25 protein-coding genes are annotated in these 24,197 nt (G+C 69.5%); 17 read left to right on the top strand and 8 right to left on the bottom strand.

Annotated elements, in window-relative coordinates:
* Positions 1–73: 73 nt before the first annotated feature.
* The 3 genes from LC452_RS05145 to LC452_RS05135 all read left to right on the top strand — a co-directional run bounded on the left by LC452_RS05145 (position 74) and on the right by LC452_RS05135 (position 3,262).
* Positions 74–655, top strand: coding sequence for a TetR/AcrR family transcriptional regulator (locus tag LC452_RS05145; protein ID WP_223622956.1), 582 nt, complete (start codon positions 74–76; stop codon positions 653–655).
* Between the two features lie 192 nt (positions 656–847).
* Positions 848–1,135 carry an HU family DNA-binding protein gene (locus LC452_RS05140; RefSeq protein ID WP_017203554.1) on the top strand — a complete coding sequence of 96 codons (288 nt, stop codon included), beginning with the start codon at positions 848–850 and terminating at the stop codon, positions 1,133–1,135.
* A 114-nt stretch (positions 1,136–1,249) separates the two neighbouring features.
* The gene (locus tag LC452_RS05135; RefSeq protein ID WP_223622955.1) at positions 1,250–3,262 is read left to right on the top strand and encodes a cytochrome c oxidase assembly protein; all 2,013 of its coding nucleotides are present in this window, start codon (positions 1,250–1,252) and stop codon (positions 3,260–3,262) included.
* 22 nt (positions 3,263–3,284) lie between these two features.
* Here the strand turns inward: LC452_RS05135 and LC452_RS05130 are convergent, their stop codons facing one another.
* Positions 3,285–4,355 carry a hypothetical protein gene (locus tag LC452_RS05130; protein WP_223622954.1) on the bottom strand — a complete coding sequence of 357 codons (1,071 nt, stop codon included), beginning with the start codon at positions 4,353–4,355 and terminating at the stop codon, positions 3,285–3,287.
* A gap of 116 nt (positions 4,356–4,471) precedes the next feature.
* Between LC452_RS05130 and LC452_RS05125 the strand changes: the two genes are divergently transcribed.
* A complete protein-coding gene (locus LC452_RS05125) occupies positions 4,472–5,893 on the top strand; it encodes an ATP-dependent RecD-like DNA helicase (RefSeq protein ID WP_223624693.1) in 1,422 nt (473 codons plus the stop codon).
* A gap of 2 nt (positions 5,894–5,895) precedes the next feature.
* Here the strand turns inward: LC452_RS05125 and LC452_RS05120 are convergent, their stop codons facing one another.
* A complete protein-coding gene (locus tag LC452_RS05120; RefSeq protein WP_223622953.1) occupies positions 5,896–6,543 on the bottom strand; it encodes a heme oxygenase (biliverdin-producing) in 648 nt (215 codons plus the stop codon).
* A 50-nt stretch (positions 6,544–6,593) separates the two neighbouring features.
* Entirely contained in the window at positions 6,594–6,908 is a 315-nt protein-coding gene (locus LC452_RS05115; RefSeq protein ID WP_223622952.1) for a DUF2470 domain-containing protein, read from the bottom strand.
* A gap of 98 nt (positions 6,909–7,006) precedes the next feature.
* Here LC452_RS05115 and LC452_RS05110 point away from each other — a divergent pair, with 98 nt between their 5' ends.
* Complete coding sequence (locus LC452_RS05110) at positions 7,007–8,293, top strand: serine hydrolase (RefSeq protein WP_223622951.1); 1,287 nt, start codon at positions 7,007–7,009, stop codon at positions 8,291–8,293.
* A gap of 37 nt (positions 8,294–8,330) precedes the next feature.
* Positions 8,331–9,347, top strand: coding sequence for a magnesium/cobalt transporter CorA (gene corA / locus LC452_RS05105; RefSeq protein ID WP_223622950.1), 1,017 nt, complete (start codon positions 8,331–8,333; stop codon positions 9,345–9,347).
* Positions 9,348–9,350: 3 nt separating this feature from the next.
* Here the strand turns inward: corA and LC452_RS05100 are convergent, their stop codons facing one another.
* Positions 9,351–9,569 carry a multidrug transporter gene (locus LC452_RS05100; protein ID WP_223622949.1) on the bottom strand — a complete coding sequence of 73 codons (219 nt, stop codon included), beginning with the start codon at positions 9,567–9,569 and terminating at the stop codon, positions 9,351–9,353.
* On the bottom strand, positions 9,556–10,929 hold the full coding sequence (locus LC452_RS05095; RefSeq protein ID WP_223622948.1) for an APC family permease: 1,374 nt from the start codon (positions 10,927–10,929) through the stop codon (positions 9,556–9,558). The genes LC452_RS05100 and LC452_RS05095 overlap by 14 nt, the downstream gene beginning before the upstream one ends.
* 214 nt (positions 10,930–11,143) lie before the next feature.
* On the opposite strand from LC452_RS05095, the gene LC452_RS05090 reads away from it, so the two are divergent.
* Positions 11,144–11,791 (top strand): MIP/aquaporin family protein, encoded by a 648-nt coding sequence (locus LC452_RS05090; protein WP_223622947.1) that lies wholly within the window; start codon positions 11,144–11,146, stop codon positions 11,789–11,791.
* A 126-nt stretch (positions 11,792–11,917) separates the two neighbouring features.
* A complete protein-coding gene (locus LC452_RS05085) occupies positions 11,918–12,589 on the top strand; it encodes a GPP34 family phosphoprotein (RefSeq protein WP_223622946.1) in 672 nt (223 codons plus the stop codon).
* An 11-nt stretch (positions 12,590–12,600) separates the two neighbouring features.
* Here the strand turns inward: LC452_RS05085 and LC452_RS05080 are convergent, their stop codons facing one another.
* The gene (locus tag LC452_RS05080) at positions 12,601–13,791 is read right to left on the bottom strand and encodes an MFS transporter (RefSeq protein ID WP_223622945.1); all 1,191 of its coding nucleotides are present in this window, start codon (positions 13,789–13,791) and stop codon (positions 12,601–12,603) included.
* 111 nt (positions 13,792–13,902) lie between these two features.
* Between LC452_RS05080 and LC452_RS05075 the strand changes: the two genes are divergently transcribed.
* Positions 13,903–14,364 carry a MarR family winged helix-turn-helix transcriptional regulator gene (locus tag LC452_RS05075; RefSeq protein WP_223622944.1) on the top strand — a complete coding sequence of 154 codons (462 nt, stop codon included), beginning with the start codon at positions 13,903–13,905 and terminating at the stop codon, positions 14,362–14,364.
* A 16-nt stretch (positions 14,365–14,380) separates the two neighbouring features.
* On the opposite strand, the gene LC452_RS05070 is transcribed toward LC452_RS05075, so the two are convergent.
* Together LC452_RS05070 and LC452_RS05065 are read right to left on the bottom strand one after the other, a co-directional pair.
* The gene (locus tag LC452_RS05070) at positions 14,381–15,349 is read right to left on the bottom strand and encodes an NADP-dependent oxidoreductase (protein WP_223622943.1); all 969 of its coding nucleotides are present in this window, start codon (positions 15,347–15,349) and stop codon (positions 14,381–14,383) included.
* A 9-nt stretch (positions 15,350–15,358) separates the two neighbouring features.
* Positions 15,359–16,342 carry an alpha/beta fold hydrolase gene (locus tag LC452_RS05065; RefSeq protein WP_223622942.1) on the bottom strand — a complete coding sequence of 328 codons (984 nt, stop codon included), beginning with the start codon at positions 16,340–16,342 and terminating at the stop codon, positions 15,359–15,361.
* Between the two features lie 64 nt (positions 16,343–16,406).
* Here LC452_RS05065 and LC452_RS05060 point away from each other — a divergent pair, with 64 nt between their 5' ends.
* The 8 genes from LC452_RS05060 (at position 16,407) to LC452_RS05025 (ending at position 24,183) form a co-directional block, all read left to right on the top strand.
* Positions 16,407–17,366: a YafY family protein gene (locus LC452_RS05060; RefSeq protein ID WP_223622941.1), complete on the top strand. Its 960-nt coding sequence runs from the start codon at positions 16,407–16,409 to the stop codon at positions 17,364–17,366.
* A gap of 309 nt (positions 17,367–17,675) precedes the next feature.
* Positions 17,676–17,888, top strand: coding sequence for a heavy-metal-associated domain-containing protein (locus tag LC452_RS05055; RefSeq protein ID WP_223622940.1), 213 nt, complete (start codon positions 17,676–17,678; stop codon positions 17,886–17,888).
* A complete protein-coding gene (locus LC452_RS05050) occupies positions 17,885–18,805 on the top strand; it encodes a heavy-metal-associated domain-containing protein (RefSeq protein WP_223622939.1) in 921 nt (306 codons plus the stop codon). The genes LC452_RS05055 and LC452_RS05050 overlap by 4 nt, the downstream gene beginning before the upstream one ends.
* Complete coding sequence (locus tag LC452_RS05045) at positions 18,802–21,060, top strand: cation-translocating P-type ATPase (RefSeq protein WP_223622938.1); 2,259 nt, start codon at positions 18,802–18,804, stop codon at positions 21,058–21,060. The genes LC452_RS05050 and LC452_RS05045 overlap by 4 nt, the downstream gene beginning before the upstream one ends.
* Before the next feature lie 71 nt (positions 21,061–21,131).
* Positions 21,132–21,353 carry a hypothetical protein gene (locus LC452_RS05040; RefSeq protein WP_223622937.1) on the top strand — a complete coding sequence of 74 codons (222 nt, stop codon included), beginning with the start codon at positions 21,132–21,134 and terminating at the stop codon, positions 21,351–21,353.
* A 131-nt stretch (positions 21,354–21,484) separates the two neighbouring features.
* Positions 21,485–22,096: a GntR family transcriptional regulator gene (locus LC452_RS05035; protein WP_223622936.1), complete on the top strand. Its 612-nt coding sequence runs from the start codon at positions 21,485–21,487 to the stop codon at positions 22,094–22,096.
* 45 nt (positions 22,097–22,141) lie between these two features.
* Positions 22,142–22,963 carry a sugar nucleotide-binding protein gene (locus LC452_RS05030; protein ID WP_223622935.1) on the top strand — a complete coding sequence of 274 codons (822 nt, stop codon included), beginning with the start codon at positions 22,142–22,144 and terminating at the stop codon, positions 22,961–22,963.
* Between the two features lie 53 nt (positions 22,964–23,016).
* The gene (locus LC452_RS05025) at positions 23,017–24,183 is read left to right on the top strand and encodes a MalY/PatB family protein (RefSeq protein WP_223622934.1); all 1,167 of its coding nucleotides are present in this window, start codon (positions 23,017–23,019) and stop codon (positions 24,181–24,183) included.
* Positions 24,184–24,197 lie beyond the last annotated feature (14 nt).

Below are 24,197 nucleotides of genomic sequence, written 5' to 3'. Positions count from 1 at the left end.
GCTTTCTCAAAATTCGTGGAAGTCGTCATCCGGAAGCGGCGGATCGGATGCGACGATGAGAGGAGAGACCACCATGAACACCACGACGAAGCGCCCCAGTCCCGCCCGAGCTCGATTGATCGACGCCGCGACCCGCCTGTTCTACGAGGAGGGCATCCACGCGGTCGGCGTCGACCGCGTGATCGAAGAGGCCGCCGTGACGCGCGCGACGCTCTACAAGCAGTTCGGCGGCAAGGAGAACCTCGTCCTCGCCTACCTCGGCAATGAGGACGAGATGCTCCGCGGCATGTTCGCCGACGCCGGTGCCGCGGTCGCCGAGCCGGAAGGACTGCTGACGGCGATCGTCGACGGCATCGCCGCCGACATCCGCCTCCGGCACACGCGCGGATGCCCGTTCATCAACGCGGCAGCCGAGTATCCGGATGCCGGGGGAGCGGTGCGTCAGCTCATCGGCGAGCATCGCGAGTGGTTCCGCGCGACCCTGCAGGCTGTGGCGGAAGGCGCGGGACTGGACCATCCGGCCGATGTCGCGGCATCCCTCGTGCTGCTGCGGGACGCCGCCCTCGTGGGCGGATATCTCGACGGCGACGACCGCGTGACGCCGGCTTTCGAGCGCACGGCGCGGTCCGTGATCGACGCCCACCGCCCGCGCTGACCGCGCGTGAAACGGATGAAACCTGTGACTGGAGTGACGGAAGTGGTGCGACACGCCCAGTAATTGCCCAAAACCCGCGAAATGACGCGGAAATGTGGGCGGTCGTTGATACATTCGAGGCGGTCGCAAGACCAGGAGCATCCGCTCCGAACACATAACGATGCGACGGGATCTCGTCGCTGGAGGAGTGACATGGCTGACAAGTCCATCACCAAGACCGAGCTCGTCGCGAGCATCGCAAGCGCAACGGGCCAGAGCCAGGCCACCGTCTCCGGTGTCCTCGACTCGCTGTTCGCCACGGTCTCCGACGCTGTTGCCAAGGGCAGCAAGGTCTCGATCCCGGGCTGGATCTCGTTCGAGCAGGTCGACACGGCCGCCCGCACGGGTCGCAACCCGCAGACCGGCGCCGAGATCAAGATCCCGGCCGGCAAGCGCGTCAAGGTGACCGCTGGCTCCAAGCTCAAGGCTGCCGTCAAGTAATTCGACGCACCTTCACGAAGGCCGCCGCCCCTCCCGGGTGGCGGCCTTCTGCGATCCCCGGGACGCGGGCGAGGACGGTCAGCCGGGGCGGATGCCGCGGCTTAGGCTGGTGGGGTGACTTCCCGCGCCGAGACGACCAGTGGGTCCTCGGCGTATCGACTCGCGGGGATCGTGATCCTCGTCGTCGCAGCGGTCATCGCGACAGTCATCGCCCTCGCGCTCGGCGGCGGAGCCAAACCGCCGCTGCTGCAGGATCCCGGGCCCTTCGTGCTCTGGGGCACGCCGATCGCGAAGCTGGTGATGAACATCGCCGGTGCGGCGATGCTGGGCGCGCTCGTGCTGGCCCTGTTCGCGCTGCGGGCCGGAGAGCGCGCCTTCGACACGGCCCTGAACGTCGCCTCGGTGGGCGCCGCGGTGTTCACCGTCGCGTCCGGGCTCGCCGGCTTCCTCGCGTTCATGGCGGCGTTCAACCCGAAGCTCAGCATCGAGCGCGAGTTCGGCACGCAGCTCGGGCGGTTCCTGCTCGATCTTCCGCTCGGCCAGTCCTGGCTCATCACCACGATCTTCGGCGCTGTGATCACGGTCCTGGCCTTCGCGTGGCGCACGTGGACCCCGACCCTCATCACGGCGTTCCTGGCCGCGGCATCCTTCCTCCCGCTCGCCACGCAGGGGCACGCCGGAGATCTCGCCGGGCACAACATCGCGGTGAACTCGATCCTGCTGCACATGATCGCCGCGGCCGTCTGGCTCGGCGGGCTGCTGCTGCTCGTGCTCCTGCGCGGACGCACCGATGTCGACACTCCGCGCCTCGTGGCGCGCTACTCGTCGCTCGCGATCGCCGCCTTCGCGGTCGTCGCCGTGTCGGGGGTGACCCGCTCGATCGTCGCGGTGGGCAGCTGGGATGCGCTCTGGACGACCCCGTACGGCGCGATCGTGCTCGCGAAGGTCGCGCTGCTCGTCGGCATGGGCCTGCTCGGCGCCTGGTACCGCACCCGCCTCATCCCGAAGCTCTCGGGCGAACGCGCCACGCGCTGGTTCTGGATGCTCGTGCTCGGAGAGGTCGCCCTGATGGGCCTGGCATCCGGTGCCGCCGCCGCCCTCGCCCGCACGCCCCCGCCGACCGGCGAGACCGCGGCGTTCGCGCAGACACCGGCCGAGATCCTGACCGGCACGACGCTGCCGCCGGAGCTCACGCTCGAGCGCTGGTTCACCGCGTGGAACATCGACGTGCTGTGGCTCGTCGCGGCCGGGTTCGGACTTTTCCTCTACCTCGCGGGAGTGATCCGCCTGCACCGCCGGGGCGACCGCTGGCCGATCTACCGCACCGTGTTCTGGGTCCTGGGGATGCTGCTGCTCGTCTGGGTCACCGGCGGGCCGATCAACGCGTACCAGGAGTATCTCTTCAGCGTGCACATGCTCGGGCACATGATGCTGTCGATGGCGATCCCGCTGCTGCTCGTCACGGGCGCGCCCATCACTCTCGCGCTGCGCGCCGTCCACAAGCGCGACGACGGCACCCGCGGCGGCCGCGAGTGGATCATGTGGGCCGTGCACTCACCCGTGGCCCGGGTTCTCACGCACCCGTTCGTGGCGGCGGCGATCTTCATCCTGTCGCTCTGGGCGTTCTACTTCACCGATCTCGTGCGCTGGTCGATGTACGAGCACCTCGGCCACGAGTGGATGGTCATCCACTTCCTGCTGTCGGGCTACCTGTTCGTGATGAGCCTGATCGGCGCCGACCCGGTGCCGTACCGGCTGCCGTACCCCGGACGCCTCATCACCCTCATCGCCATCATGGCCATGCACGCGTTCTTCGGCATCGCGATCATGATGCAGGAGGGCCTCATGGTCGCCGACTGGTTCGGGTCGATGGGCCGCGCGTGGGGCGCCGACCCGATGACGGACCAGTATGTCGGCGGAGGCATCGCGTGGTCGATCGGTGAGATCCCGACGCTTATCCTGGCGATCACGGTCGCGATCCAGTGGAGCCGCAACGACACCAAGGTGCAGCGCCGGAGCGACCGGAACGCGGATCGCACCGGGGATGCCGAGCTAGAGGAGTACAACGCCAAGCTCGCCGCCCTCGCGGAGCGCGACCGTCGCGAAGCGGAGCGGCAGAGCCGCTAGGCTCCGTCGCGTCAGGGCCGGATCACTCCGTGACGGGATCGTCGGGCGAGCCCACCCGGATCGACGCGGAGCCGTCGGGCAGGATCACGATCGTGCCGTTGACCTGGAACGGCACGTCTTCGGACACCGGCTCGATGGAACCGTCGAAGAGGGACTGGATCTCGACCTCGACGTGAGCCACGGCATCCGCGGGAGGGATCTGCCACTCGCCGCCGTCCGGGGCCACCGTCACTTGAGGCTGCGTGGCGATCGACCACTTCGGCGGCGAGGCGATGCGGTTCCGGACCTCGAGGCCGAACGGACATGCCGCGGGCAGCAGCACCTCCTGCGTCGTGCACTCGGTGAGGAACTCCTCGACCCGTTGCTGCACGACCGCCACGAACTCCTCGGTCGGCTTCGTCTGCACGTCGAGCGGAGTGACGGCCAGGGGAGTGTCGGCGAGCACGCCGTTGCCCGACGACTCCGCGATGGCCGTGTCGACCGTGACCGAATACAGGCCCGGGGTGAACACGAGCAGTGGCAGCGGATCGATCCCCGTCGCGTCCACGCCGGCGGCGGACACCTGGCGCCGATCGACCTCGAACCCGTTCACGGCGAAGCGGTCGGCACCGCGCACGGTGAGCTCCACGACCGCCAGCGGGCTGGCGGTGAAGCGCCAGTTGGGCGTGACGCCGGCCCAGCCGTCCTGCTCGACGAGGAACGTGCTGCGTCCTTCGTGTCCGCCGGCCTTGTAGCTGACGGTCACCGCTGTCTTCCCGTCGGCGGGTTCCTCGGACTCGACCTCGATGTCGGTCAACGGGGCGAGCGCGGCATGGCGGAGCATCGCCTCGGATGCCGTGGCATCGATGCCCGCCGCATCGAGGGTCTCGCGGTCGACGGCGACCCCGGGGATGCGCAGCGCATCGGCGGCCCGTCCGGCGGCGAGCAGATCGAGATACCGGGTCACGAACGCGGAAGGCCCGTAGAACTGCTGGTAGAGGGTGGCGCCTCCGGCGCCGAGCGCGGCGAGCAGGAGGACGCCCACGAGCGCGAGCAGAGCCAGGTCGGCACCGAGACGGGCGCGCCGGGCCCCCGTGGTCGCGACCTGCTGCATGGCGTCAGTCTAGGAGGGCGTCCTGAGACGACGCCGAGCGTCGGCGGTGCCGGGCGGATGCCGGGACGTAGCATGGGTGGGCGCCCGTGTCCGTCCGCGTCCCCCTTGTGAGCACCGTGTCCCTTCCCGCCCTGTCCGAGGAGCAGCAAGAGCTGTTCCGGCTCATCGAGGACACCGGCGAGCACGTCTTCATCACCGGTCGCGCCGGCACCGGCAAATCGACGCTCCTGCAGCACTTCGCCTGGAACACGAAGAAGCAGATCGCGATCTGCGCTCCGACCGGCGTCGCGGCGCTGAACGTGGAGGGGCAGACGATCCACTCGCTGTTCCGGCTGCCCATCGGGCTCATCGGCGACGCCGACATCGATCAGAACGATGCGACCCGGCGGATCCTGAACGCGATCGAGACGCTGGTGATCGACGAGATCTCCATGGTCAACGCCGATCTGATGGATGCCATCGACCGATCGCTGCGCCAGGCCCGGGGGAGGCGCGGCGAGCCCTTCGGCGGCGTGCAGGTCGTGATGTTCGGGGATCCGTACCAGCTGGCTCCCGTGCCGCCGCGCGGTGACGAGGCGCGCTACGTGCAGGACCACTACCGCTCGTTCTGGTTCTTCGACGCGAAGGTGTGGGCCGGCCCGTGGACCGGCTCCGGCACGAGGGCGGAGTCCCACGGCTTCGGCTCGTCGGATCAGGACGGACTCTTCGCCGTCGACACCAGGGCCGAGCTGCACGTGCGGGAGCTGGTGAACATCCACCGGCAGTCCGACGACGGCTTCAAAGCGATGCTCAATGCCGTGCGCTATGGCCGGGTGACCGCCGAGATCGCCGGGGTGCTCAACGCGCAGGGGGCGAGGACGCCGCCCGACCCCGAGCCGGGCGAGGTGCCGATGATCACGCTCGCGACCCGCAACGACATCGTCAACAAGATCAACAGCCAGCATCTGATCGCCCTGCCCGGCAAGGAGCAGACCGCACGCGCCGAGGTCAGCGGCGACTTCGGGCGCGGTGAAGCGTCGCTGCCGGCGGAGTCCGAGCTGAAGCTCAAGGTCGGCGCGCAGGTGATGTTCCTGCGCAACGACACCGCGATGTCGGGCGAGCCGCCGCGCTGGGTGAACGGCACGATCGGCACCGTCATCCGCATCCTCGGCGGCGCGGTGCGCGTCGACATCGACGGCGACGAGGTCGATGTGGAGCCCGCGGTCTGGGAGCGATTCCGCTACGCCTACGACCAGAACACGAAGAAGCTGTCCCGCGACGTCGTGGCCGAGTTCACCCAGTTCCCGCTGCGGCTCGCGTGGGCCGTGACGATCCACAAGTCGCAGGGCAAGACCTACGAGCGCGCGATCATCGACCTGGGCTCCGGTGCGTTCGCCCCTGGTCAGACGTACGTCGCGCTCAGCCGGCTCACGTCACTGGACGGGCTGTACCTGTCGCGGGCGCTGCGGCCAACCGACATCCGGGTCGACGAAGACGTGCGGCGCTTCATGCGCGAGGCGTGGCTCGCGAAGTCCACGCCGGAGCTGCCGAAAGCCTGAGCTCAGGCGGCGACGCGGGCGCGGTCGAGGTCTTCGAAGAGCTCGGTGTTGAAGCGGTAAGCGAGCAGCACTTCGTCGATCACGCGCTCGCGCTCGGCGTCGTCCCACGGGGCGGAATCCAGCTGCTCGCGGTAGACGTCCTTGAAGGCTGCCGGGTCGGCGATGTCGTCGAACAGGTAGAAGCCGATGCCGTTGGTCTCGAAGCCGAAGCGCCGCGCCATGATGCGGCCGATGAAGATGCCGCCGGAGAGGTCGCCGAGGTAGCGCGTGTAGTGGTGCGCGACGAAGCCGCCTGCCCAGGTCGCACCGACCTGGCGGATGCGTTCGACGTAGCGCTCCGTGGTGGGCAGCGGCGTGATGCGCTCGCGCCAGTCGGCGCCGAGCAGGAACTCGAGGTCGGCTTCGAGCGCAGGGAGCCGCGTGAGCTTGTCGCTGAGGAAGACGGATGCCACCGGATCCTGCCGCATCCGCTCGCCGGCGCCCTCGAGCGCCTCGTAGATGAAGTAGTGCTGGGAGACGAGCGAGATGTAGTCCTCGCGCGAGCCCTCGCCCTTCAGCAGGTCGGACATGAATCCGGCGCCCTCGCTGCGGGAATGCGACCCGGAGGAGCGCTCGCGCAGCGCGGCGGAGAAGGAGAGGATCTCAGGCATGGGACCAGTGTAAGGCTTGCCTAACCTCGGACGGAAGCCGAGTTTCGCGCTCAGGCGTGCGGGCGGGGCTCCACGCCGAGGCGCGCGCAGGCGGCGTCGTACAGCGCGACGACCTCGCGACGCACGGCCGGACGCTCGTCGATCGGTCCGCCGGGCCAGGGCACCCGGAGCTCGGAGACATCGCCGTCGCGGGTGATGTCCCACACGCCGCCGTCGCCGTCGAAGCCGGTCATGACGGCATCCGTGATGGGAGCCTCGGCCGGCTCGGCGAAGGCGCGGGCGATGAGCAGGTTGTCGTCGGTGTGGTCGCCGTTCATGTGGCGGAGGATGGCGGTGATCACATCGGATTCGAAGGCATGGGGCACATTCACACCTTACGTGCGCCCCGTGCGGCGGGTGCCGGTGCTGACTTTCAGCATCCTCGTTCTAGACTCGGGGGACACGTCTTCGGGGGTACTTACCAATGCAGCTTCTCTCGTCGCGCCGGTGGCGCGCCGCCGCGGCCACCGCGGCCGTGCTCGCTCTCGTCCTCACCGGCTGCTCCGAGGGGGAGTCGTTCACCTACACTCCGCCTGCTCAGGCCGAGGGCGCGCTGCCCGACGACACGGTCGCCGCCATGCAGGAAGCCGTCGACAGCGCGGTCGCCGCCTCCGGCGCGAGCGGCGCGATCGTCGGCGTCTGGGTGCCCTGGAGCGGCACCTGGGTGACGGCCAGCGGCTCGCAGGACCGTGCAGGCGAGAAGGCGCTCGACACCGAGATGTCCTTCCGCATCGCCGACGTGACGCGACTGATGACCTGCGACGTGCTCTACGCGCTGGCCGACGAGGGCACGGTCAAGCTCGACGCGAAGGTCCCGAAGTACGTGTCGGGCGTCGCCGACATGAAGGACATCACCCTTCTCGACCTCTGCAACGGCACGAGCGGCGCCGGCTCCTCCGAGGCGACCGTCAAGAACGCGTGGCTGACCACACCCGACCGCGTCTGGGCTCCCCTCGAGCTCGCGGGCTTCGGGCTGGGGCACGTCCGCACCGCGGCGCACACCACGTACCGGGATTCGGACTCCGGCTACCTGCTGCTCGGTCTCGCACTCGAGCGCGCATCCGGCATGACGGCCGCCGAGCTGATCGCCGAATACGTCACGGAGCCCCTCGGCCTTCCGGACACCTCGCTCCCCGGTGTCACCGCCGCTCCTCCGTCGACCGGACCGGTGATGGACGGCCACTACCTCAGCGCGATCGAAGGCGGGTACAGCTGCGAGGCGCCGGTCGACATCACGACGCTCTCCTCCAGCTCCGGCTTCACGGATTCCGGTGTCGTCTCGACGATCACCGACCTCGGCCGCTACGCCCAGGCCGAGGCCGCGCAGGTGCTCCGCAAGGACAAGGACAAGCCGAACCGCTTCGGCGCACCGCTGCCCGTGGCCGCCGACGCCCCGTCCTGGTATCAGGCCACGGGCGGCGCCTACCTCGTGGGGTCGCTGGTCGGCCAGCACGGATGGACGCCCGGATACGCGACGTCCGCCTACTCGGACCCGGCGACGGGATTCACGGTCGCGGTGGTCCTCAACGACTCGACCGCGGGCGCGACCTTCGCGCAGTACCTCTCGTGGGAGCTCGCGGCCATCGCCTCCAAGGCGCCTGCTGCTTCCGGTCAGACGGCGCCGGAGTTCGGCCTGCCGTTCACGGCCGAGCAGTACCACCAGGCGATCACGGATGCCGCGCTCGTGTGCGTGCCGCCGCCGGTGGAGTGATCCGCAGCCGATCCGACAGAGCGAGGGGACGGCGACGATGGCGATCATCGACAACGCGATCTATGTGAACGGCGTCCGCACCGAGAACCCGCAGAGCCTCAGCGAGACGTTCGAGCTGATGCGCGCGCGCGACGGCATGAGCTGGATCGGGATGTACCGTCCGAGCGAGGAGGAGATCCGCGAGGTCGCCGATGAATTCGGCATCCACGTGCTCGTCGTCGAAGATGCCCTCTCGGGTCATCAGCGGTCGAAGCTGGAGCGCTACGGCGACGTGCTGTTCATGGTGCTGCGCCCGGCGCGCTACCTCGACGCAACGGAGGAGGTCGAGTTCGGTGAGGTGCACATCATCGTCGGCCCGGACTTCGTCGTGACCATCCGGCATGCCGAGTCGCCCGATCTCGGACGCGTGCGGCGTCGGCTGGAGGGCGATCCGACCCTGCTGCGCCACGGTCCGGAGGCGGTGCTCTATGCGATCCTCGACGAGGTCGTCGACGAGTACGCGCCGGTGCTCGCCGGGCTCGAGAACGACATCGACGAGATCGAGAGCCAGCTGTTCGAGGAGGATGTCGATGCCACGCAGCGCATCTACGACCTCGGCCGCGAGGTCATCGACTTCCAGCGCGCGACGCAGCCGCTCTCGGGGATGCTCGACGCCCTGCTGCGCGGATCGGACAAGTACCGGGTGAGCGAGGAGCTGCAGAAGTACCTGCGCGACGTGCTCGACCACACGCTGCGCGTCGCCGACCGCGCGACGACGTTCCGCACCGTGCTCGACAACGCGCTCACGGTGGAATCGACCATCGTCGCACGCCGGCAGAACGAGGAGATGCGGCGGATGACGGAGCTGAGTATCCGTCAGAACGAAGAGGTCAAGAAGATCTCGGGCTGGGCCGCGATCCTGTTCGCCCCGACGCTGGTCGGCACGATCTACGGCATGAACTTCGACAACATGCCCGAGCTGCACTGGTCGTTCGGCTACCCGATGGCGATCGCGCTGATGATCGGCATGGGGTTCGGGCTCTACGCGTTCTTCAAGCGCAAGGGCTGGCTGTAGCGCTCAGGCCGACTCGTCGTCGTCGGTCTCGACGCCCGGGCCGGGCCCGGGGCGCACCGGAGCGTCGGGGGCGATGTCGATGCGGGTGTTGCCGTCGTGCTCGCTGACCTCGATGCGGGGCGCGGCGTCGGCTTCGGTCGCATCGGGCGCTGCGGTCAGCTGATCGTGGCGCTTCTCCTCGAAGGTCTCGTCGTCTGCGGATCCGTTCTCAGGCGTGGTCATGGTTCTCCTCCGGGTTGCGGGTGTCATCGGTCTTCAGGTTCTCGGTGCGCTTCCGGCCCCAGCGCGCCAGCAGGAACAGCAGCACGCCGACGGCGAGCAGGATCGCGCCGAAGAGCCAGACGAGCGGCCGCTGCTGGGTGAGCAGCAGGATGCAGGACGCGATGCCCAGCACGGGCACGAACGTCCAGACGCGGAAGTGGTCCTGCTCCACGTGATCGCGGCGCAGGACCAGCACCGAGACGTTCACGCTGAGGAAGACGAAGAGCAGCAGCAGCACGACCGTCTCGGCGAGGGTCGCCAGGTCGCCGACGAGGGTGAGGCCCATCGCGACCAGCGTGGTGGTGAGGATGGCGACCCATGGCGTCTTCCGGTTCGGCAGCACGCGGCCCAGGGCGGCCGGGAGCAGGTTCTGCTCGGCCATGCCGTACGTCAGCCGGCTGACCATGATCATCGTGAGGAGGGCGCCGTTCGCGACCGCGATGAGCGCGATGAGGCTGAACAGCCAGGAGGGGATGCTGACGCCGGTCGCCTCGACCACCGCGAGCAGTGGCCCGCTGGACTCCTGCAGTTCCGACGCCGGCAGGGCGATCGAGCTCGCGAGCCCGACGAGCACGTACACGCCTCCCGCCGTGAACAGCGCGGCGAAGAGGGCGCGGGGGTAGGTGCGCCGGGGATTCTTGACCTCTTCGATCATGTTGGCCGAGGTCTCGAACCCGACGAAGGAGTAGTACGCGATGACGGCCCCGGCGAGGACGGCCATGCCGACGCTCGTGCCCTCGGGCGTCTCCGTGATGCGTGACACGTCGCCGCCGCCCCCGCCGACGAAGACCGCGACGACGGCGATCACGATCACGAGCCCGCTGAGCTCGATCGCGGTCATGACGAGGTTGGCGCCCATGGATTCGCGGATGCCGCGGGCGTTGAGGAGCGCGACGACGGCGAGGAAGACGATGGCGACCGGGATCGTGGGCAGATCGATGAAGGTGCGGAAGTAGTCGCCGGCGAAGGCGATCGCGAGTCCGGCCGCGCTGGTCACGCCCGCCGCCAGCATGCTGAATCCGACGAGGAACGACACGAGCGGGCTGCGGAAGGCCCGTTCGGCGAAGACGGCCGAGCCCCCGGCCTTCGGATACTTGGTCACGAGTTCCGCGTACGAGCCGGCCGTGAGCAGTGCGAGCAGCAGGGCGAGCAGCAGCGGCGCCCACAGCATCCCGCCGACCTTCTGGGAGAGCACCCCCATGAGCGCGTAGATGCCGGCACCCAGCACGTCTCCCAGGATGAAGGCGAAGAGCAGAGGGCCGGTGATGGCTCTGCGCAGGCGAGTGGGAGTCTCGGCCCCGGCGGCGGTCTCGGTGGTCATCCTCGAACGCTATGGCCTGCGATCGCAGGCGGCGATGGGGTTGACACGGCGGCCGCGCGGGCGTTCAGGATTCTCACAGAAATGCCGCGCGGCTTCGCGGGCCGTCGCCCGGGGCACCGATATATTGTCGTCGCACGAAGGACGGTCCGCCGGCCTCCGGCAGGGGCGATCGAGGGGATCGCTTCACGACCTGACACAAGAAACGGGTTCTCTCATGACCGGTACCGCACGGAAGGCGCTCGCCGAAGGGCTCGCGACCTTCCTCTTCGTCCTCGCCATCATCGCGGCAGTGAACAGCGAAAGCCCGCTGACGCCGCTCGCGATCGGCTTCACACTCATGGTCCTCGTCTACTCGACGGGCCACATCTCCGGCGCGCACCTGAACCCGGCCGTCTCGGTCGGCGTGTTCCTGCGCGGCGGTCTGAGCGTCGTCGACTTCATCGCCTACCTCATCGCCCAGTTCATCGGCGGCGCGCTGGCCGCGCTCGCCAGCCTGGCCGTATGGCCCAGCGGCGGCAAGGCCGTGGTCATCGAGGTCGGCCCCGCCTTCCTGGTCGAGGCGCTGTTCACGCTGATCCTCGTGTGGGTCGTGCTCAACACGGCCACCTCGAAGGACACCGACGGCAACTCCTTCTACGGCCTCGCGATCGGCGCCACGGTGTTCGTCGGCGCGGCGACGGTCGGCTCGATCTCGGGCGGTGGGTTCAACCCCGCCGTCGCCCTCGGCCTCTCGGTCGGCGGCTACTTCGCTTGGAGCTCGCTGTGGCTCTACATCGTCGCCCCGGTCGTCGGTGCCGTCATCGCCGCGATCCTGTTCCGCGTGCTCAACGCGGACGACGCGAAGAAGATCGCCGGCGAGTAACTCCCGGCTCCGAAGCGCCGCGTCCTCTCCGGAGGGCGCGGCGCTTCTGCGTGCGGCGGCATCCTCCGGACGGATCTCCGCCGCGCGGGGGATGTCGTCGGCATCCGTCTTCCGTATCGTGATCCCATGCTGATCGTCGAGGAACTCCACCTGCTGCTGACCCGGCCCGACGGGCGCGTCGAGAGCGCAGCGAGCGTGCACCGTCTGTTCGGTGCGATCGCCGCGGTCATCGTCGACCTCGCCCTCCACGACCGCGTCGTGGTCACCGAGGAGAAGAACGCCGCCGTGCAGGTCGTCTCGGTCGAGCCCACAGGGAATCCGATCCTCGACGCGACACTTGCTCGCCTCGAGCCCCTGAGTGGCAAGCGTCTGCAGTCCCTCCTGATGCGGTCGAAGCTCGACCCGCTCGACCACGTCGTCGAGTCGCTCATCGCACAGGGCGTGGTCGTGCGGGGAGAGCGCGGCTTCTTCGGGTGGGGCTCACTGCGCACGCCCGAGTCTGACCCCGGGCCGGAGATGCTGATCCGCTCGCGGCTCGCCGCCGTGCTTTCCGGGTCGGCCGCCCCCACCCAGGCCGATGTCACGATCCTCGCCATCCTGCAGGGGATGAACGCGGCGCACCCGATCCTGAAGAACGAGGCCGCGGGGGCGTCGGCGGGTCAGCTGAAGAAGCGGATCGAGCAGCTGGTCGAGGGCTCCGCCGCCGGTGACGCGGTCTCGAAGGCCGTGAACACGGCCATCGCCGCGGCGCTCATGGCAGCGATGACGCCGGTCATCGTGGCGACGACGACCGGCTGATCGTCGCCCGGTCAGCGCACGTCGACGCTGACCGGGCTGCGGTCATCGGACGCCACGGGGCCGCGAGCACGCGCGGCGGCGATCACGATGACCACGAGCGCGACGCCGGTGATGATCGCCCCCAGCCAGATCGGCGAGGTGTAGCCGAGCCCCGCTGAGATCCCCACGCCGCCTGCCCACGCGCCCAGGGCGTTGCCGACGTTGAACGCGCCGATGTTGGCGCCGGAGGCGAGCGTCGGCGCGCCGCCCGCGTAGTGCATCACCCTGCTCTGCAGGCCGGGCACCGTGCCGAAGCCGAACCCGCCCATGAGGAACAGGGCGATGATCGTCGCGATCCCGGACTGGGCGAGGACGGCGAACAGGGCGAGCACGACGACCAGTGCCGCGATGAAGACGATCAGGGTGCGGTCGATGGCGCGGTCGGCAAGGCGGCCGCCGAGCCAGTTGCCGAGTACGAGACCGCCGCCGAAGAGCACCAGCAGCCACGGCACAGCCGAGGAGCTGAAGCCGCTGACCTCGGTGAGCGTGTACGCGATGTAGGTGAACGCCCCGAACATGCCGCCGAACGCGAGGACCGTGACGATCAGCGAGAACCACACCTGGCCGGACCGGAAGGCCCGCAGCTCCTGCCGGAGACTGATGCTCTGGTCGGGCCGCGGCAGGGCCGGCACGAGGGCCGCGATGCCGATGAAAGCCAGCACGCCGATCGCGGAGATCGTCCAGAACGTCGAGCGCCAGCCGAACTCCTGGCCGAGGAACGTGCCGAACGGGACCCCGAAGACGTTCGCCGCGGTGAGACCGGTGAACATGATGGCGATCGCTCCGGCCTTCTTCTCCGGGGCGACGAGCCCGGCGGCGACGACGGATCCGATGCCGAAGAACGCGCCGTGGCAGAGGGCCGCGATGATCCGGCCGATCATGGCGCTGCCGTAGTCGGGAGCGAGAGCGGTCAGGGCGTTGCCGAGGATGAAGAGCACGAGGAGCCCGAGCAGCACGGGCTTGCGGGGAAGGCGAGTGGAGGCGGCCGTCAGCAGCAGGGCGCCGACGACGACGGCCAGCGCGTACCCGGAGATGAGCCAGCCGGCTGCGGATTCGGTGACGCCGTACTCCGCCGCGACCTCCGGCAGCAGTCCCATGATGACGAACTCGGTGAGTCCGATGCCGAAGGCCCCGATGGCGAGGGCGATCAGTCCTGCGGGCATGACGATTCTCCTGATACTCTGAGATTGATTGCACGCGCGGGATATTGCGCAGCGAGAGATAATCGTTGCACACGCAACTATAAAGCGCAAGCAACTACTTGGGAGGTGCTCATGGGAATCGCAGACGACGCCGTCGAAGTGCGCGCTCAGGGATGGCGGACACTCGCGGCCCTGCACGGCCTGATCGAAGCGGAGCTCGAGCGTGGGCTGGCCGACACGGTCGGACTGTCGGTCGTGGAGTACACGGTGCTCGATGCGCTGGAGCGGCAGGATGGCTGGCATATGCGCATGCAGCAGCTCGCGAGGGCGACCGCGCTGAGCCCCAGCGCGACGACGCGCCTGGTCAATCGACTGGAGGACCGCGGGCTCCTCACCCGCGTGCTCTGCGCTGACGACCGTCGCGGGATCTACACCGAGCTGACGGCATCCGGCCGTGAGCTGTACGACCGTGCGCACCCGATCCACGACGCGACGCTGGAGCGCGCGCTGGAGCATGCTGCTGGCCAGCCCGAGCTCGCGCCGGTCGTCGAGGCCCTGCACGGCGTCGCCCTCCCCGCTCTCGCCGCACGCTGAGGTCTTCTGGCGTCGGTCAGTCGGTCGCGCCGGCCCCCGGCTCCGTGGTGAGCACGATCTTTCCGGTGGCGTGTCCGGCGATGGAGCGCGCATAGGCCTCGCGCACGTCCTCGAGCGGGTGCACCGAGTCGATCGGCAGTTCGACGCCGCCCCCGGCGAGCAGCTCCGCGATCAGGGTCAGCTCCCGCGCGCCGGCCTTGGCTCCACCGACTCCGCGGACCGTCGGATGCCGTCGGCGCGCGTCGTAGTCGGCGATCGTGTTGATCCGGTTCGGGGGTACACCCAGCGTCAGCGCCAGGTCGACCGTGCCGTGGCCGACGGTGTCGAGCACTGTCGTGAGCCCGTCCGGGACGGCTGCGCGCACCTCGTCGGCGAGGCTGTCGCCGTACGCGAGCGGTTGGATGCCAAGCCGGCGGAGCAGCGCGTGGTTGCGGGGACTCGCCGTGCCGAGGACCCGTGCGCCGCGCAGCACGCAGAGCTGAGCGGTGAGGATGCCGACGCCGCCGGCGGCGCCGCTGACCAGCACGATGTCGCCCTCGCCGATCCGCTGCGACTCGACGCTCGCCACGGCCGTGCGCCCGACGACGTTGAGCGCTCCCGCGACGAGCAGCGAGAGGCCGTCCGGCACGCGGACGAGCAGAGCCGGATCGATCACGAGGTGGTCGGCCTGCGCCTCGTACCGGAGCCCGCCGAAGACCGGCTCGCCGACGCGCCACCCGATCACGTCGTCACCGAGCGCGTGGATCGTGCCCGAGAAGTCGTAGCCGTTGCCCGACGGCAGGCTGCGCTCGTACGGGTCGTTCATGGGTTCGCCGCTGAACAGCTTCCAGTCGACCGGGTTCACGCCGGCCGCGGCCACCCGGACCAGCACCTGATCCGGTTGCGGCCGCGGCACGGGGCGATGCTCGATCCCGAGCACCTCGGGTCCGCCGAAACGGTGGAACACGACCCGTCTCGACGCGGCATCCGTCGGTTCGAGGGGCATGGGGACAGCCTAAGACGATCGGAGAGGGGGACGGTCCGAGGCGATCGATCCGTGTCGTCCCAGCCACTCCAGGATCGCGCGGTTGGTCTCGTCGGGACGTTCCTGCTGGATCCAGTGACCGCTGTCGAGACGGATCTCCTCGACGTTCGGCACGAACTCCGCGAGGTTCGGTGACGGCGCCACAGGGTCGCGATCGCCCGAGATCATGAGGGTCGGCTGACGGACGATCGGATCGACGTCTCCGAGCAGCTGCCAGTCGCGGTCGAAGTTGCGGTACCAGTTGATGCCGCCGGTGAACCCGGACTCCTCGAAGGCCGTGACGTACACGGCGAGCTCCTCGGCGCTCAAGAGGGGCTCTCCGTGAGGGGAGTCCGACAGCGCGAGTGCGATCATCGCGTTCCCGGGCTGCGGCGCCTGGAGCGGCTCGTTCCGGCGGTAGAGGTTGCGGATGAACCGCTCCGTGTTCGCCTCGAGCACCGCGTCGGCGACGCCGGGCTGCCGGTTGAAATGCACGAAATAGTAGTCGCTGCCGAGTACCTCCTCCATGAACTCGAGCCACGGCCGCTCGCCGCGCGCGGGGTACGGCAGGCTCAGGCAGATCACCTTGTTCACCCTGGTCGGATGCAGCACGCTCAGGCTCCACACGACCATCGCGCCCCAGTCGTGACCGACGAAGGTCGCGTCCGTGTAGCCGTAGTGATCGAGCAGTGCGACGAGATCGCCGGCCAGCTGCGCGACGTCGTAGGCCTCGACGTCGGCCGGGCGGGACGAGTTGCCGAAGCCCCGCTGGGTGGGCGCGATCACGTGATAGCCCGCGGCGACCAGCGCGGGCACCTGGTGACGCCAGGTGAAGGCGAGGTCCGGCCAGCCGTGGCAGAGCACGATGGGTCGGCCGACGTTCTCACGGCCGGCTTCGAAGACCTCGAGCGTCACGCCGTTGACAGCGATCAGGGTCGGCTCGGGGAAGGGGATGGAGTGTGTCGATGAGTTCATGCTCTTCACGCTAGGGAGGTAAACAGGTCACCTGATGACCGGTTTATCTGGAAATGTTGTCGACATGCGAAGCGATCGACTCGTGGCCATCCTGCTCATGCTGCAGCGCCGCGAACAGGTGACGGCCGCCGAGGTCGCCGTCGAGCTCGAGGTGTCGGAGCGCACCGCGCGGCGCGACCTCGACGCGCTGGCGCAGAGCGGCATCCCGGTCTACTCGATCCAGGGCAGGGCGGGCGGCTGGCGGCTGCTCGGGGGCGGCCGCACCGATCTCTCCGGGCTGACGGCGAGCGAGACCCGCGCCCTGTTCCTCGTCGCCGGCCCGGCCTCGACGGCGACGCCGGCCGTGCGATCCGCGCTCCGCAAGCTCGTGCGCGCTCTTCCCGAGCCGTTCCGCGATGAGGCCGAGGCGGCGGCGACCTCGTTGATCCTCGACCCGCGGAATTGGGGCTCCACGCGGGTTGCGCAGCCGCCGCCCTTCCTCGATGAACTGCAGGATGCGGTGATCCGCGGCGTGCAGGTGCGACTCGGCTACGTCGACAGCGAGGGCGCGGAGTCCGAGCGGATCGTCCACCCGGTGGGCATCGTCGCCAAGGGGCCTTCGTGGTACCTCGTCGCCTACACGGAGAGGGGTCGGCGCACCTTCCGAATAGACCGGGTCTCGTCCGCCGCTCCGACCGACGAGCCCGTCTTGTTCCCCGGCGCCGTCGACCTCTCCGAGAGCTGGCAGGAGATCGCCGACGATCTCGACCGGCGGCGCACGTCGCCCGTCGTGATCCACGCGACCTGTGCGCCCGACGGGATCGACAAGCTCAGGATCGCCGTCGGCGACAACCTCGAGACCACGGGGGTCACCGCCGACGGGCGTGTGTCCGTCGTGATCCGCGGACCCAGCGAGTACGGGCTCGCCGGGCTCCTCTCCGGCCTCGTCGAATGGCTCGACATCACCGAGCCCGCCGGCGTGCGCGACCACCTCGCGGCCATCGGCCAGGCGCTCACGAAGCGCTACGGGGCCCCCGGCTCCTGACTCTGCGTCGTGTCGCTCACCCGGTCGCTTCGCGGTCGCATCGCGAACCGGAGAACGATCCGGTCTACGCCATCGCCGGCGTCAGAGCGCCCCGTCAGGGCGTCGGGTCAGAGCGCCCCGTCAGAGCGCCGTGGCCGCGGCGAACTCCTCGAAGGCCGCGATCTTGCCGGGGTCGATCGTGTACGTCACGACGCAAGTGATCACGGGGCCACGATACTCGCGTCCTGGGTGCGGGTTTCGGGAATACCCAAGAGGGGTATACAGTTGTTTCAGATACCCCGGTGGGGTATTCATCGAGACGAGGATGACATGGCGACGAACGAGTACCAGGTGACGGGCATGACCTGCGGACACTGCGAGATGTCGGTCCGTGAAGAGGTCGGCCAGATCGCGGGTGTCGAAGACATCCAGGTGAGCGCGCAGACCGGCCTGCTCTCCGTGACCGCCGCCGCCGACATCGACGACGCACAGGTCCTCGCCGCTGTCGAAGAGGCCGGTTACTCGGCGGTGCGGGCGTCATGAAGACCGGCGCGCGGCTGGCCCTCTTCGGGGCGGGATTGGCGGTGGCGTTCGGCGGGGCCTTCGGCATCGCCGCGGCCGTGGCGCCGGATGACATCGTGGCGGAATCGCAGAAGGGAAGCGACATGAACGAGCACGGCGGAGAACACGAGACGGAGTCGGCATCCTCGGCATCCGAACTGGCCGGCGCGCTGAAGGGGCTGGCGATCAGCATCGACGGGTACGTGCTGTCGCCGATCACCGCTCCGGCGGTCGCCGGGGAGTCGGGTGAGCTGAGCTTCCAGATCCAGGATGCCGACGGCGAACCCGTGACCTCGTTCACCACCGCACACGACAAGGACCTGCATCTGATCGTGGCGCGATCCGACGGGAGCCGGTTCCAGCATGTGCACCCCGTGCTCGACGCGTCCACCGGCACCTGGTCGGTGCCGTGGGAATGGGCGGATGCCGGAACCTACCGGGTGTTCGCCGACTTCACGACAGCGGGCGAGGATGCGACGAACCTGACCCTCTCGCGCCTCGTGCAGGTCGCAGGTGCCTTCACGCCGGTCGAGACGGAGCCGAGCATGGCCTCCGAGGTGGACGGCTTCACGGTCTCCCTCGAGGGCGACGTCGTCGCCGGATCCGCCAGCGAGCTGACGATCACGATCTCTCGCGACGGTCAGCCGGTCACGACACTCGAGCCGTATCTGGGAGCCTTCGGCCACCTCGTCGCCCTGCGCGAGGGCGATCTCGCCTTCCTGCACGTGCACGCTGAAGGTGACGAGCCCGCCGCCGGCGACACCGCGGGACCTGAGATCGTGTTCTTCGCCGAAGCCCCGACCGCCGGCCGCTACCTGCTGTACCTGGACTTCCAGGTCGACGGCGTGGTGCGCACCGCCGAGTTCGTGGTCGACGCCGCGCACGGTGATCACTCATGAGCACCTCCGTGCCCCAGACGGCCGGATCCGGCGTCGAACTGGAGATCGGCGGGATGACCTGCGCCTCCTGCGCGATGCGGATCGAGAAGAAGCTCAACAAGCTCGACGGGGTCTCGGCGACCGTGAACTACGCGACCGAGAAGGCCAAGGTCATCGTGCCCGAGGGGTACGACCCGGCCGCGCTCATCGCCGAGGTCGAGAAGACCGGATACACGGCCGCGATGCCGGCGCCGAAGGATGCTGCGGCACGCGGAGATTCCGACGACGTCGACCCCGAGCTGCGTTCGCTGCGCAACCGGCTGATCGGCTCGATCGTGCTGACGATTCCGGTCATCGCGATGGCGATGATCCCGGCCCTGCAGTTCATGTACTGGCAGTGGGCGTCGCTGGCGCTCGCCGCCCCTGTGATCGTGTGGGGAGCGTGGCCGTTCCACCGGGCCGCATGGATGAACCTGCGGCACGGTGCGGCGACGATGGACACGCTCATCTCGATGGGCACCTCGGCCGCGTTCCTCTGGTCGCTGTACGCGCTGTTCTTCGGCACGGCCGGCACCCCGGGCATGACGCATCCGTTCGAGTTCTCGCTCGCGCCGTCCGACGGCGCCGCGAACATCTACCTCGAGGTCGCCGCGGGCGTGACGATGTTCATCCTCGCCGGACGGTACTTCGAGAAGCGGTCGAAGAAGCAGGCGGGCGCTGCGCTGCGGGCCCTCCTGGAGCTGGGCGCGAAAGAGGTGTCGGTCGTGCGCGACGGCGTCGAGGGGAAGATCCCCGTCGACGAGCTGCGCGTCGGCGACGAGTTCCTCGTGCGGCCGGGGGAGAAGATCGCGACCGATGGTGTCGTGGTGTCGGGCACATCGGCGGTCGACGCCTCGATGCTGACCGGGGAGTCCGCTCCCGTCGAGGTCGCGTCGGGAGATGCGGTGACCGGCGCGACCACGAACGTCGGCGGTCGGCTCGTCGTGCGGGCCACGCGGATCGGATCCGACACGCAGCTCGCGCAGATGGCTCGCCTCGTCGAGGACGCGCAGACCGGCAAGGCCGAGGTGCAGCGCCTCGCCGACCGGATCTCGGGCGTCTTCGTGCCGATCGTGATCGTCATCGCGGTCGTGGCGCTCGGTGCCTGGCTGGGTGCCGGGTTCCCGGTGGCCGCCGCCTTCACCGCCGCGGTCGCCGTGCTCGTGATCGCCTGCCCGTGCGCCCTCGGCCTCGCGACCCCGACCGCGTTGCTCGTCGGCACCGGACGCGGGGCGCAGATGGGCATCCTCATCAAGGGCCCGGAGGTGCTGGAGTCCACCCGCACCGTCGACACGGTCGTGCTCGACAAGACCGGCACGGTCACCTCCGGCCGGATGACGCTGGTCGACGCGGTCCTCGAGCCGGGCACCGATCGGGCCGAGCTGCTGCGCCTCGCCGGAGCGCTGGAGGACGCCTCGGAGCACCCGATCGCCCAGGCGATCGCGAAGGGTGCGACGCAGGAGGTCGGCGCGCTGTCGGCGCCGGAGGACTTCGCGAACATCGAGGGCAAGGGCGTACAAGGCGTCGTCGACGGGCACGCCGTGCTGGTGGGGCGCGAGTCGCTGCTGGCCGAGTGGTCGCAGCACCTGAGTCCGGAGATCGCGGATGCCAAGGCGGATGCCGAGAGTCAGGGCAAAACCGTCGTCGCCGTCGGCTGGGATGGTCAGGCGCGCGGCATCCTGATCGTGGCCGACACGGTCAAGCCCACGAGTGCCGAGGCGATCGCGCAGTTCAGGGCTCTCGGTCTGACCCCGGTGCTGCTCACCGGCGACAACGAGGCCGTCGCACGGCGGATCGCCGCCGAGGTCGGCATCGACGAGGTCATCGCCGAGGTGCTCCCGGCCGACAAGGTCGACGTCGTCCGCCGCCTGCAGGGCGAGGGGAAGGTCGTCGCGATGGTCGGCGACGGCGTCAACGACGCTCCCGCCCTGGCTCAGGCCGACCTAGGTCTCGCCATGGGAACGGGCGCGGACGTGGCGATCGAAGCATCCGACATCACCCTGGTGCGCGGCGATCTGCGCAGCGCGGTCGACGCGATCCGGTTGTCGCGCAAGACGCTCGGAACGATCAAGACCAACCTGTTCTGGGCGTTCGCCTACAACGTCGCGGCGATCCCCGTCGCCGCCCTCGGCATGCTCAACCCCATGCTCGCGGGCGCGGCGATGGCGCTCTCCAGCGTCTTCGTCGTCGGAAACAGCCTGCGGCTGCGCGGATTCCGGAGCGTCGCGCGAGACTGAGCCTTCTGCCCTCGCAGAACGACCCCGACTCCGACGACGACCCCGACGCGTTCCGCTCGCTCCGCGCGCTCGTGGCGGTGGTCGAGGGCAAGGCGGACGTGCTGAGCGCCCTCCGGCCGGCGTGCGACACGGTGATCAGTTGGTACGGATCCTCCGACAGCTCGCAGGGCGGGTTCGTGATGGATGCCGAACTCCTCGCCGGGCTCGCCGCTCTCGGATGCGTCCTGGTCGGCACCACGTACCTGTCCGACGAGGAACCCGCAGACCGTTCACACTCCGGATCGGAGGCGTGAAGGGCTGACGCGTAGCGTGGAACCCCGCTCCGGCGATCCGAGCGAGAGTTCAGCGAATGGGGGTGCGGCGCGTGCTTTTCACACCTGTGCCGGAGACCCGGACCGATCGCCCCTCGTCGTTCGGCTCCTCGATGAGTGCGCCGATCCTCGTCGACGAGCTCTTCCAGCGCCTCGCTCGCCGCATCGCCGACGGGACGTACCCTCCCGGGGCCCGACTGCGGGACCAGGCGCTCGCCGAGGAGTTCGCCATCTCGCGCACCCCCGTCCGCGAGGCGATGCAGCGGCTCCGGGGGATCGGCATGATCGAGATCTACCCCAGCAGACACACCGTCGTGGCCGACGTCACGGCAGAGTCGATCGCGGCGACCCGGGATTTCGCGGCGTTGAGCGCGGGATGCATCGTCCGGCTGGCGGTCCCGAAACTCGGTGCGGCGGAACGCGACCGCGCGGCCGCGCTCGCGGGAGAGGTGGCGGCCGAGATCGCCGGCGACGGAGACTGGTTGTCGGCGCAAGCCGACATGCTTCGCTACCTGTGCGACCAGGTGCGGAGTCCGCTGTTCCGCCTGCTCCTCGGTGATGCCTGGTACCTCGTCATCCGCGATCTGAGCCGGGACCTCCTCTCGCCCGAGCGGCAGATGCAGCGGGAGAACACCGCCACCGCGCTGGCCCAGCTCATCCGAGACGGCGACGTGGACCGCGCGGAGCGCGCAGCGCGCGACGTGTTCTGCCTCGACGGCGGCTGAACGCCCCCGACCGCAACGGGTCGGAAATGCAGGTACGGTCGCAGGATGACCGTCACGGCGCCGCCCCCTCGCACGCTGCTCGTCGGGTTCGGCAAGCTCGGACAGCGTCTGGCTCTCCGGCTCGTCGACGACGGGGGAGAGGTGTTCGCGCTGCGGCGCAGCGACGGCGACCTGCCGGACGGCGTCGTCGGCCTCCGCGCAGACCTCTCGCTCCCTCTCGCGGAGGGCCTGCCCGAGGTCGACGCGATGGTCGTCACGCTCCCGCCGGGCGGCACGGTCGACAGTTATCGCATAGCCCTGACGCACCTCGCCGACGCCCTGCCCTCGGTCCCCGCCCGCACCGTGTTCGTCTCCTCGACCGGCGTCTTCGAGAGCGCAGCATCCGATCATCCGATCACCGAACAGGATGACCCCGCACCGGCATCCGATCGCTCGCGCGGGCTGTACGACGGCGAGCGGGCCGCGATCGAGCTGTTCTCCGCGGTCATCGTGCGGCCGGCCGGGATCTACGGTCCGGGCCGGGAGTTCCTGCTGCGGCAGGTGCGCGAGGGCAAGGTCGTGAACCACCGCCGCCGCACGAACCGCATCCACGAGACCGATCTCGTGCGCGCACTCGACGCGCTGCTGCGGATGCCGGAGCCACCGGCGCTCGTGCACGCGATCGACCAGGCGCCGGCGCCGCTCGGCGACGTCGTCGCGCACATCGCCCAGAGGCTCGGAGCGGATGCCCCGCCGGATGATCCCTCGGCGGAGGCGACCGGACTCGTGCACGACGGGTCGCTGCTCCTGTCCGTGCTCGGCACTCTCGAGTATCCGACGTACCGCGAGGGATACGACGAGATGATCGCGGGCGCGCCCGCCGGCTGAGAACCGGGCGAAGATGGAGGAGGCATCCCCGCCGCCGACCGACAGGAGCACGCATGTCTCTCGCCTCCGCCTTCGACGCCATCGAGGTCGATCACCTTCGTCGCATCGGCGGCCTGAAATGGTCGACGTTCCCCGACGCGGTCGGCGCCTTCGTGGCCGAGATGGACTTCGGCGTCGCCCCCGGCATCTCCCGGGCACTGCACGCCGCCGTCGACCAGGGAGTCTTCGGCTATCTTCCGACGGCTCTGTCGGATGACATGTCCGCGGCGACCGCCGAGTGGCTGAACGACATGTACGGCTGGGCGGTGCCGGCATCCGACGTGCATCCGATCGCCGACGTGATCCAGGGTCTCGAGCTGGCGATGAAGCACTTCTCCCGTCCCGGCGCGCCGGTGATCGTGCCGACACCGGCCTACATGCCGTTCCTCTCGGTGCCGCCGATGGCGGGGCGCGAGGTCATCCAGGTGCCGATGACGGTGACCGACGGGCGGTACGCCCTCGACCTCGACGGCATCGACGCCGCCTTCCGCGCCGGCGCGAGTCTGCTCATCCTCTGCAATCCGTACAACCCGGTCGGGCGGGTGTTCGACCGGGAGGAGCTGCTCGCGGTGAGCGAGGTCGTCGAGCGTCACGGCGGGCGGGTGTTCTCCGATGAGATCCATGCGCCGCTCGTCTACGCGCCGGCCGCGCACGTTCCGTACGCCTCGATCTCGGATGCCGCGGCGGCGCACACCGTCACCGCGACATCCGCGTCGAAGGCCTGGAACCTGCCGGGCCTCAAGACGGCGCAGATCATCCTCACCAACGAGGCCGATCGGGCGATCTGGGAGCCCATCGGGATGATGGCCTCGCACGGTGCGAGCAACCTCGGCGTCATCGCGAACACCGCGGCCTACCGCGACGATCGCGCCTGGCTCGCCGAGGTCGTGCAGTACCTCGACGGCAACCGCCGATTCCTCGGTGAAGCGCTCGCCGCGAAGATCCCCGAGATCGACTACCGGGCACCCGAGGGCACCTACATCGGCTGGCTCGATGCGCGGGCGCTCGAGCTCGGCGCACAGCCGGCCGAGTTCTTCCGCGAGAAGGCCGGTGTCGCGTTGACCGACGGATCGGCGACCGGCACGGCAGGCATCGGCTTCATGCGCTTCGTGTTCGCGACATCGCGGCCGATCATCGAGCAGGCCGTCGACCGGATGGCGGGGGCTCTGGCGCGGCGCTGAAGCTGGGATAGTGG

Origin of the sequence: Microbacterium sp. EST19A (assembly GCF_019969685.1) — a bacterium.
Taxonomy (GTDB): domain Bacteria; phylum Actinomycetota; class Actinomycetes; order Actinomycetales; family Microbacteriaceae; genus Microbacterium.
This window is presented reverse-complemented; position numbering and strand designations above follow the sequence as displayed.

Bases quoted from the DNA above. Each gene is read 5' to 3' on its own strand.
- LC452_RS05030 (WP_223622935.1), top strand. From the start codon at position 22,142: ATGACCGTCACGGCGCCGCCCCCTCGCACGCTGCTCGTCGGGTTCGGC.
- LC452_RS05035 (WP_223622936.1), top strand. From the start codon at position 21,485: ATGAGTGCGCCGATCCTCGTCGACGAGCTCTTCCAGCGCCTCGCTCGC.
- LC452_RS05110 (WP_223622951.1), top strand. From the start codon at position 7,007: ATGCAGCTTCTCTCGTCGCGCCGGTGGCGCGCCGCCGCGGCCACCGCG.
- LC452_RS05145 (WP_223622956.1), top strand. From the start codon at position 74: ATGAACACCACGACGAAGCGCCCCAGTCCCGCCCGAGCTCGATTGATC.
- corA (WP_223622950.1), top strand. From the start codon at position 8,331: ATGGCGATCATCGACAACGCGATCTATGTGAACGGCGTCCGCACCGAG.
- LC452_RS05045 (WP_223622938.1), top strand. From the start codon at position 18,802: ATGAGCACCTCCGTGCCCCAGACGGCCGGATCCGGCGTCGAACTGGAG.
- LC452_RS05140 (WP_017203554.1), top strand. From the start codon at position 848: ATGGCTGACAAGTCCATCACCAAGACCGAGCTCGTCGCGAGCATCGCA.
- LC452_RS05055 (WP_223622940.1), top strand. From the start codon at position 17,676: ATGGCGACGAACGAGTACCAGGTGACGGGCATGACCTGCGGACACTGC.
- LC452_RS05075 (WP_223622944.1), top strand. From the start codon at position 13,903: ATGGGAATCGCAGACGACGCCGTCGAAGTGCGCGCTCAGGGATGGCGG.
- LC452_RS05080 (WP_223622945.1), bottom strand. From the start codon at position 13,791: ATGCCCGCAGGACTGATCGCCCTCGCCATCGGGGCCTTCGGCATCGGA.
- LC452_RS05090 (WP_223622947.1), top strand. From the start codon at position 11,144: ATGACCGGTACCGCACGGAAGGCGCTCGCCGAAGGGCTCGCGACCTTC.
- LC452_RS05130 (WP_223622954.1), bottom strand. From the start codon at position 4,355: ATGCAGCAGGTCGCGACCACGGGGGCCCGGCGCGCCCGTCTCGGTGCC.
- LC452_RS05120 (WP_223622953.1), bottom strand. From the start codon at position 6,543: ATGCCTGAGATCCTCTCCTTCTCCGCCGCGCTGCGCGAGCGCTCCTCC.
- LC452_RS05095 (WP_223622948.1), bottom strand. From the start codon at position 10,929: ATGACCACCGAGACCGCCGCCGGGGCCGAGACTCCCACTCGCCTGCGC.
- LC452_RS05065 (WP_223622942.1), bottom strand. From the start codon at position 16,342: ATGAACTCATCGACACACTCCATCCCCTTCCCCGAGCCGACCCTGATC.
- LC452_RS05070 (WP_223622943.1), bottom strand. From the start codon at position 15,349: ATGCCCCTCGAACCGACGGATGCCGCGTCGAGACGGGTCGTGTTCCAC.
- LC452_RS05060 (WP_223622941.1), top strand. From the start codon at position 16,407: ATGCGAAGCGATCGACTCGTGGCCATCCTGCTCATGCTGCAGCGCCGC.
- LC452_RS05100 (WP_223622949.1), bottom strand. From the start codon at position 9,569: ATGACCACGCCTGAGAACGGATCCGCAGACGACGAGACCTTCGAGGAG.
- LC452_RS05085 (WP_223622946.1), top strand. From the start codon at position 11,918: ATGCTGATCGTCGAGGAACTCCACCTGCTGCTGACCCGGCCCGACGGG.
- LC452_RS05050 (WP_223622939.1), top strand. From the start codon at position 17,885: ATGAAGACCGGCGCGCGGCTGGCCCTCTTCGGGGCGGGATTGGCGGTG.
- LC452_RS05025 (WP_223622934.1), top strand. From the start codon at position 23,017: ATGTCTCTCGCCTCCGCCTTCGACGCCATCGAGGTCGATCACCTTCGT.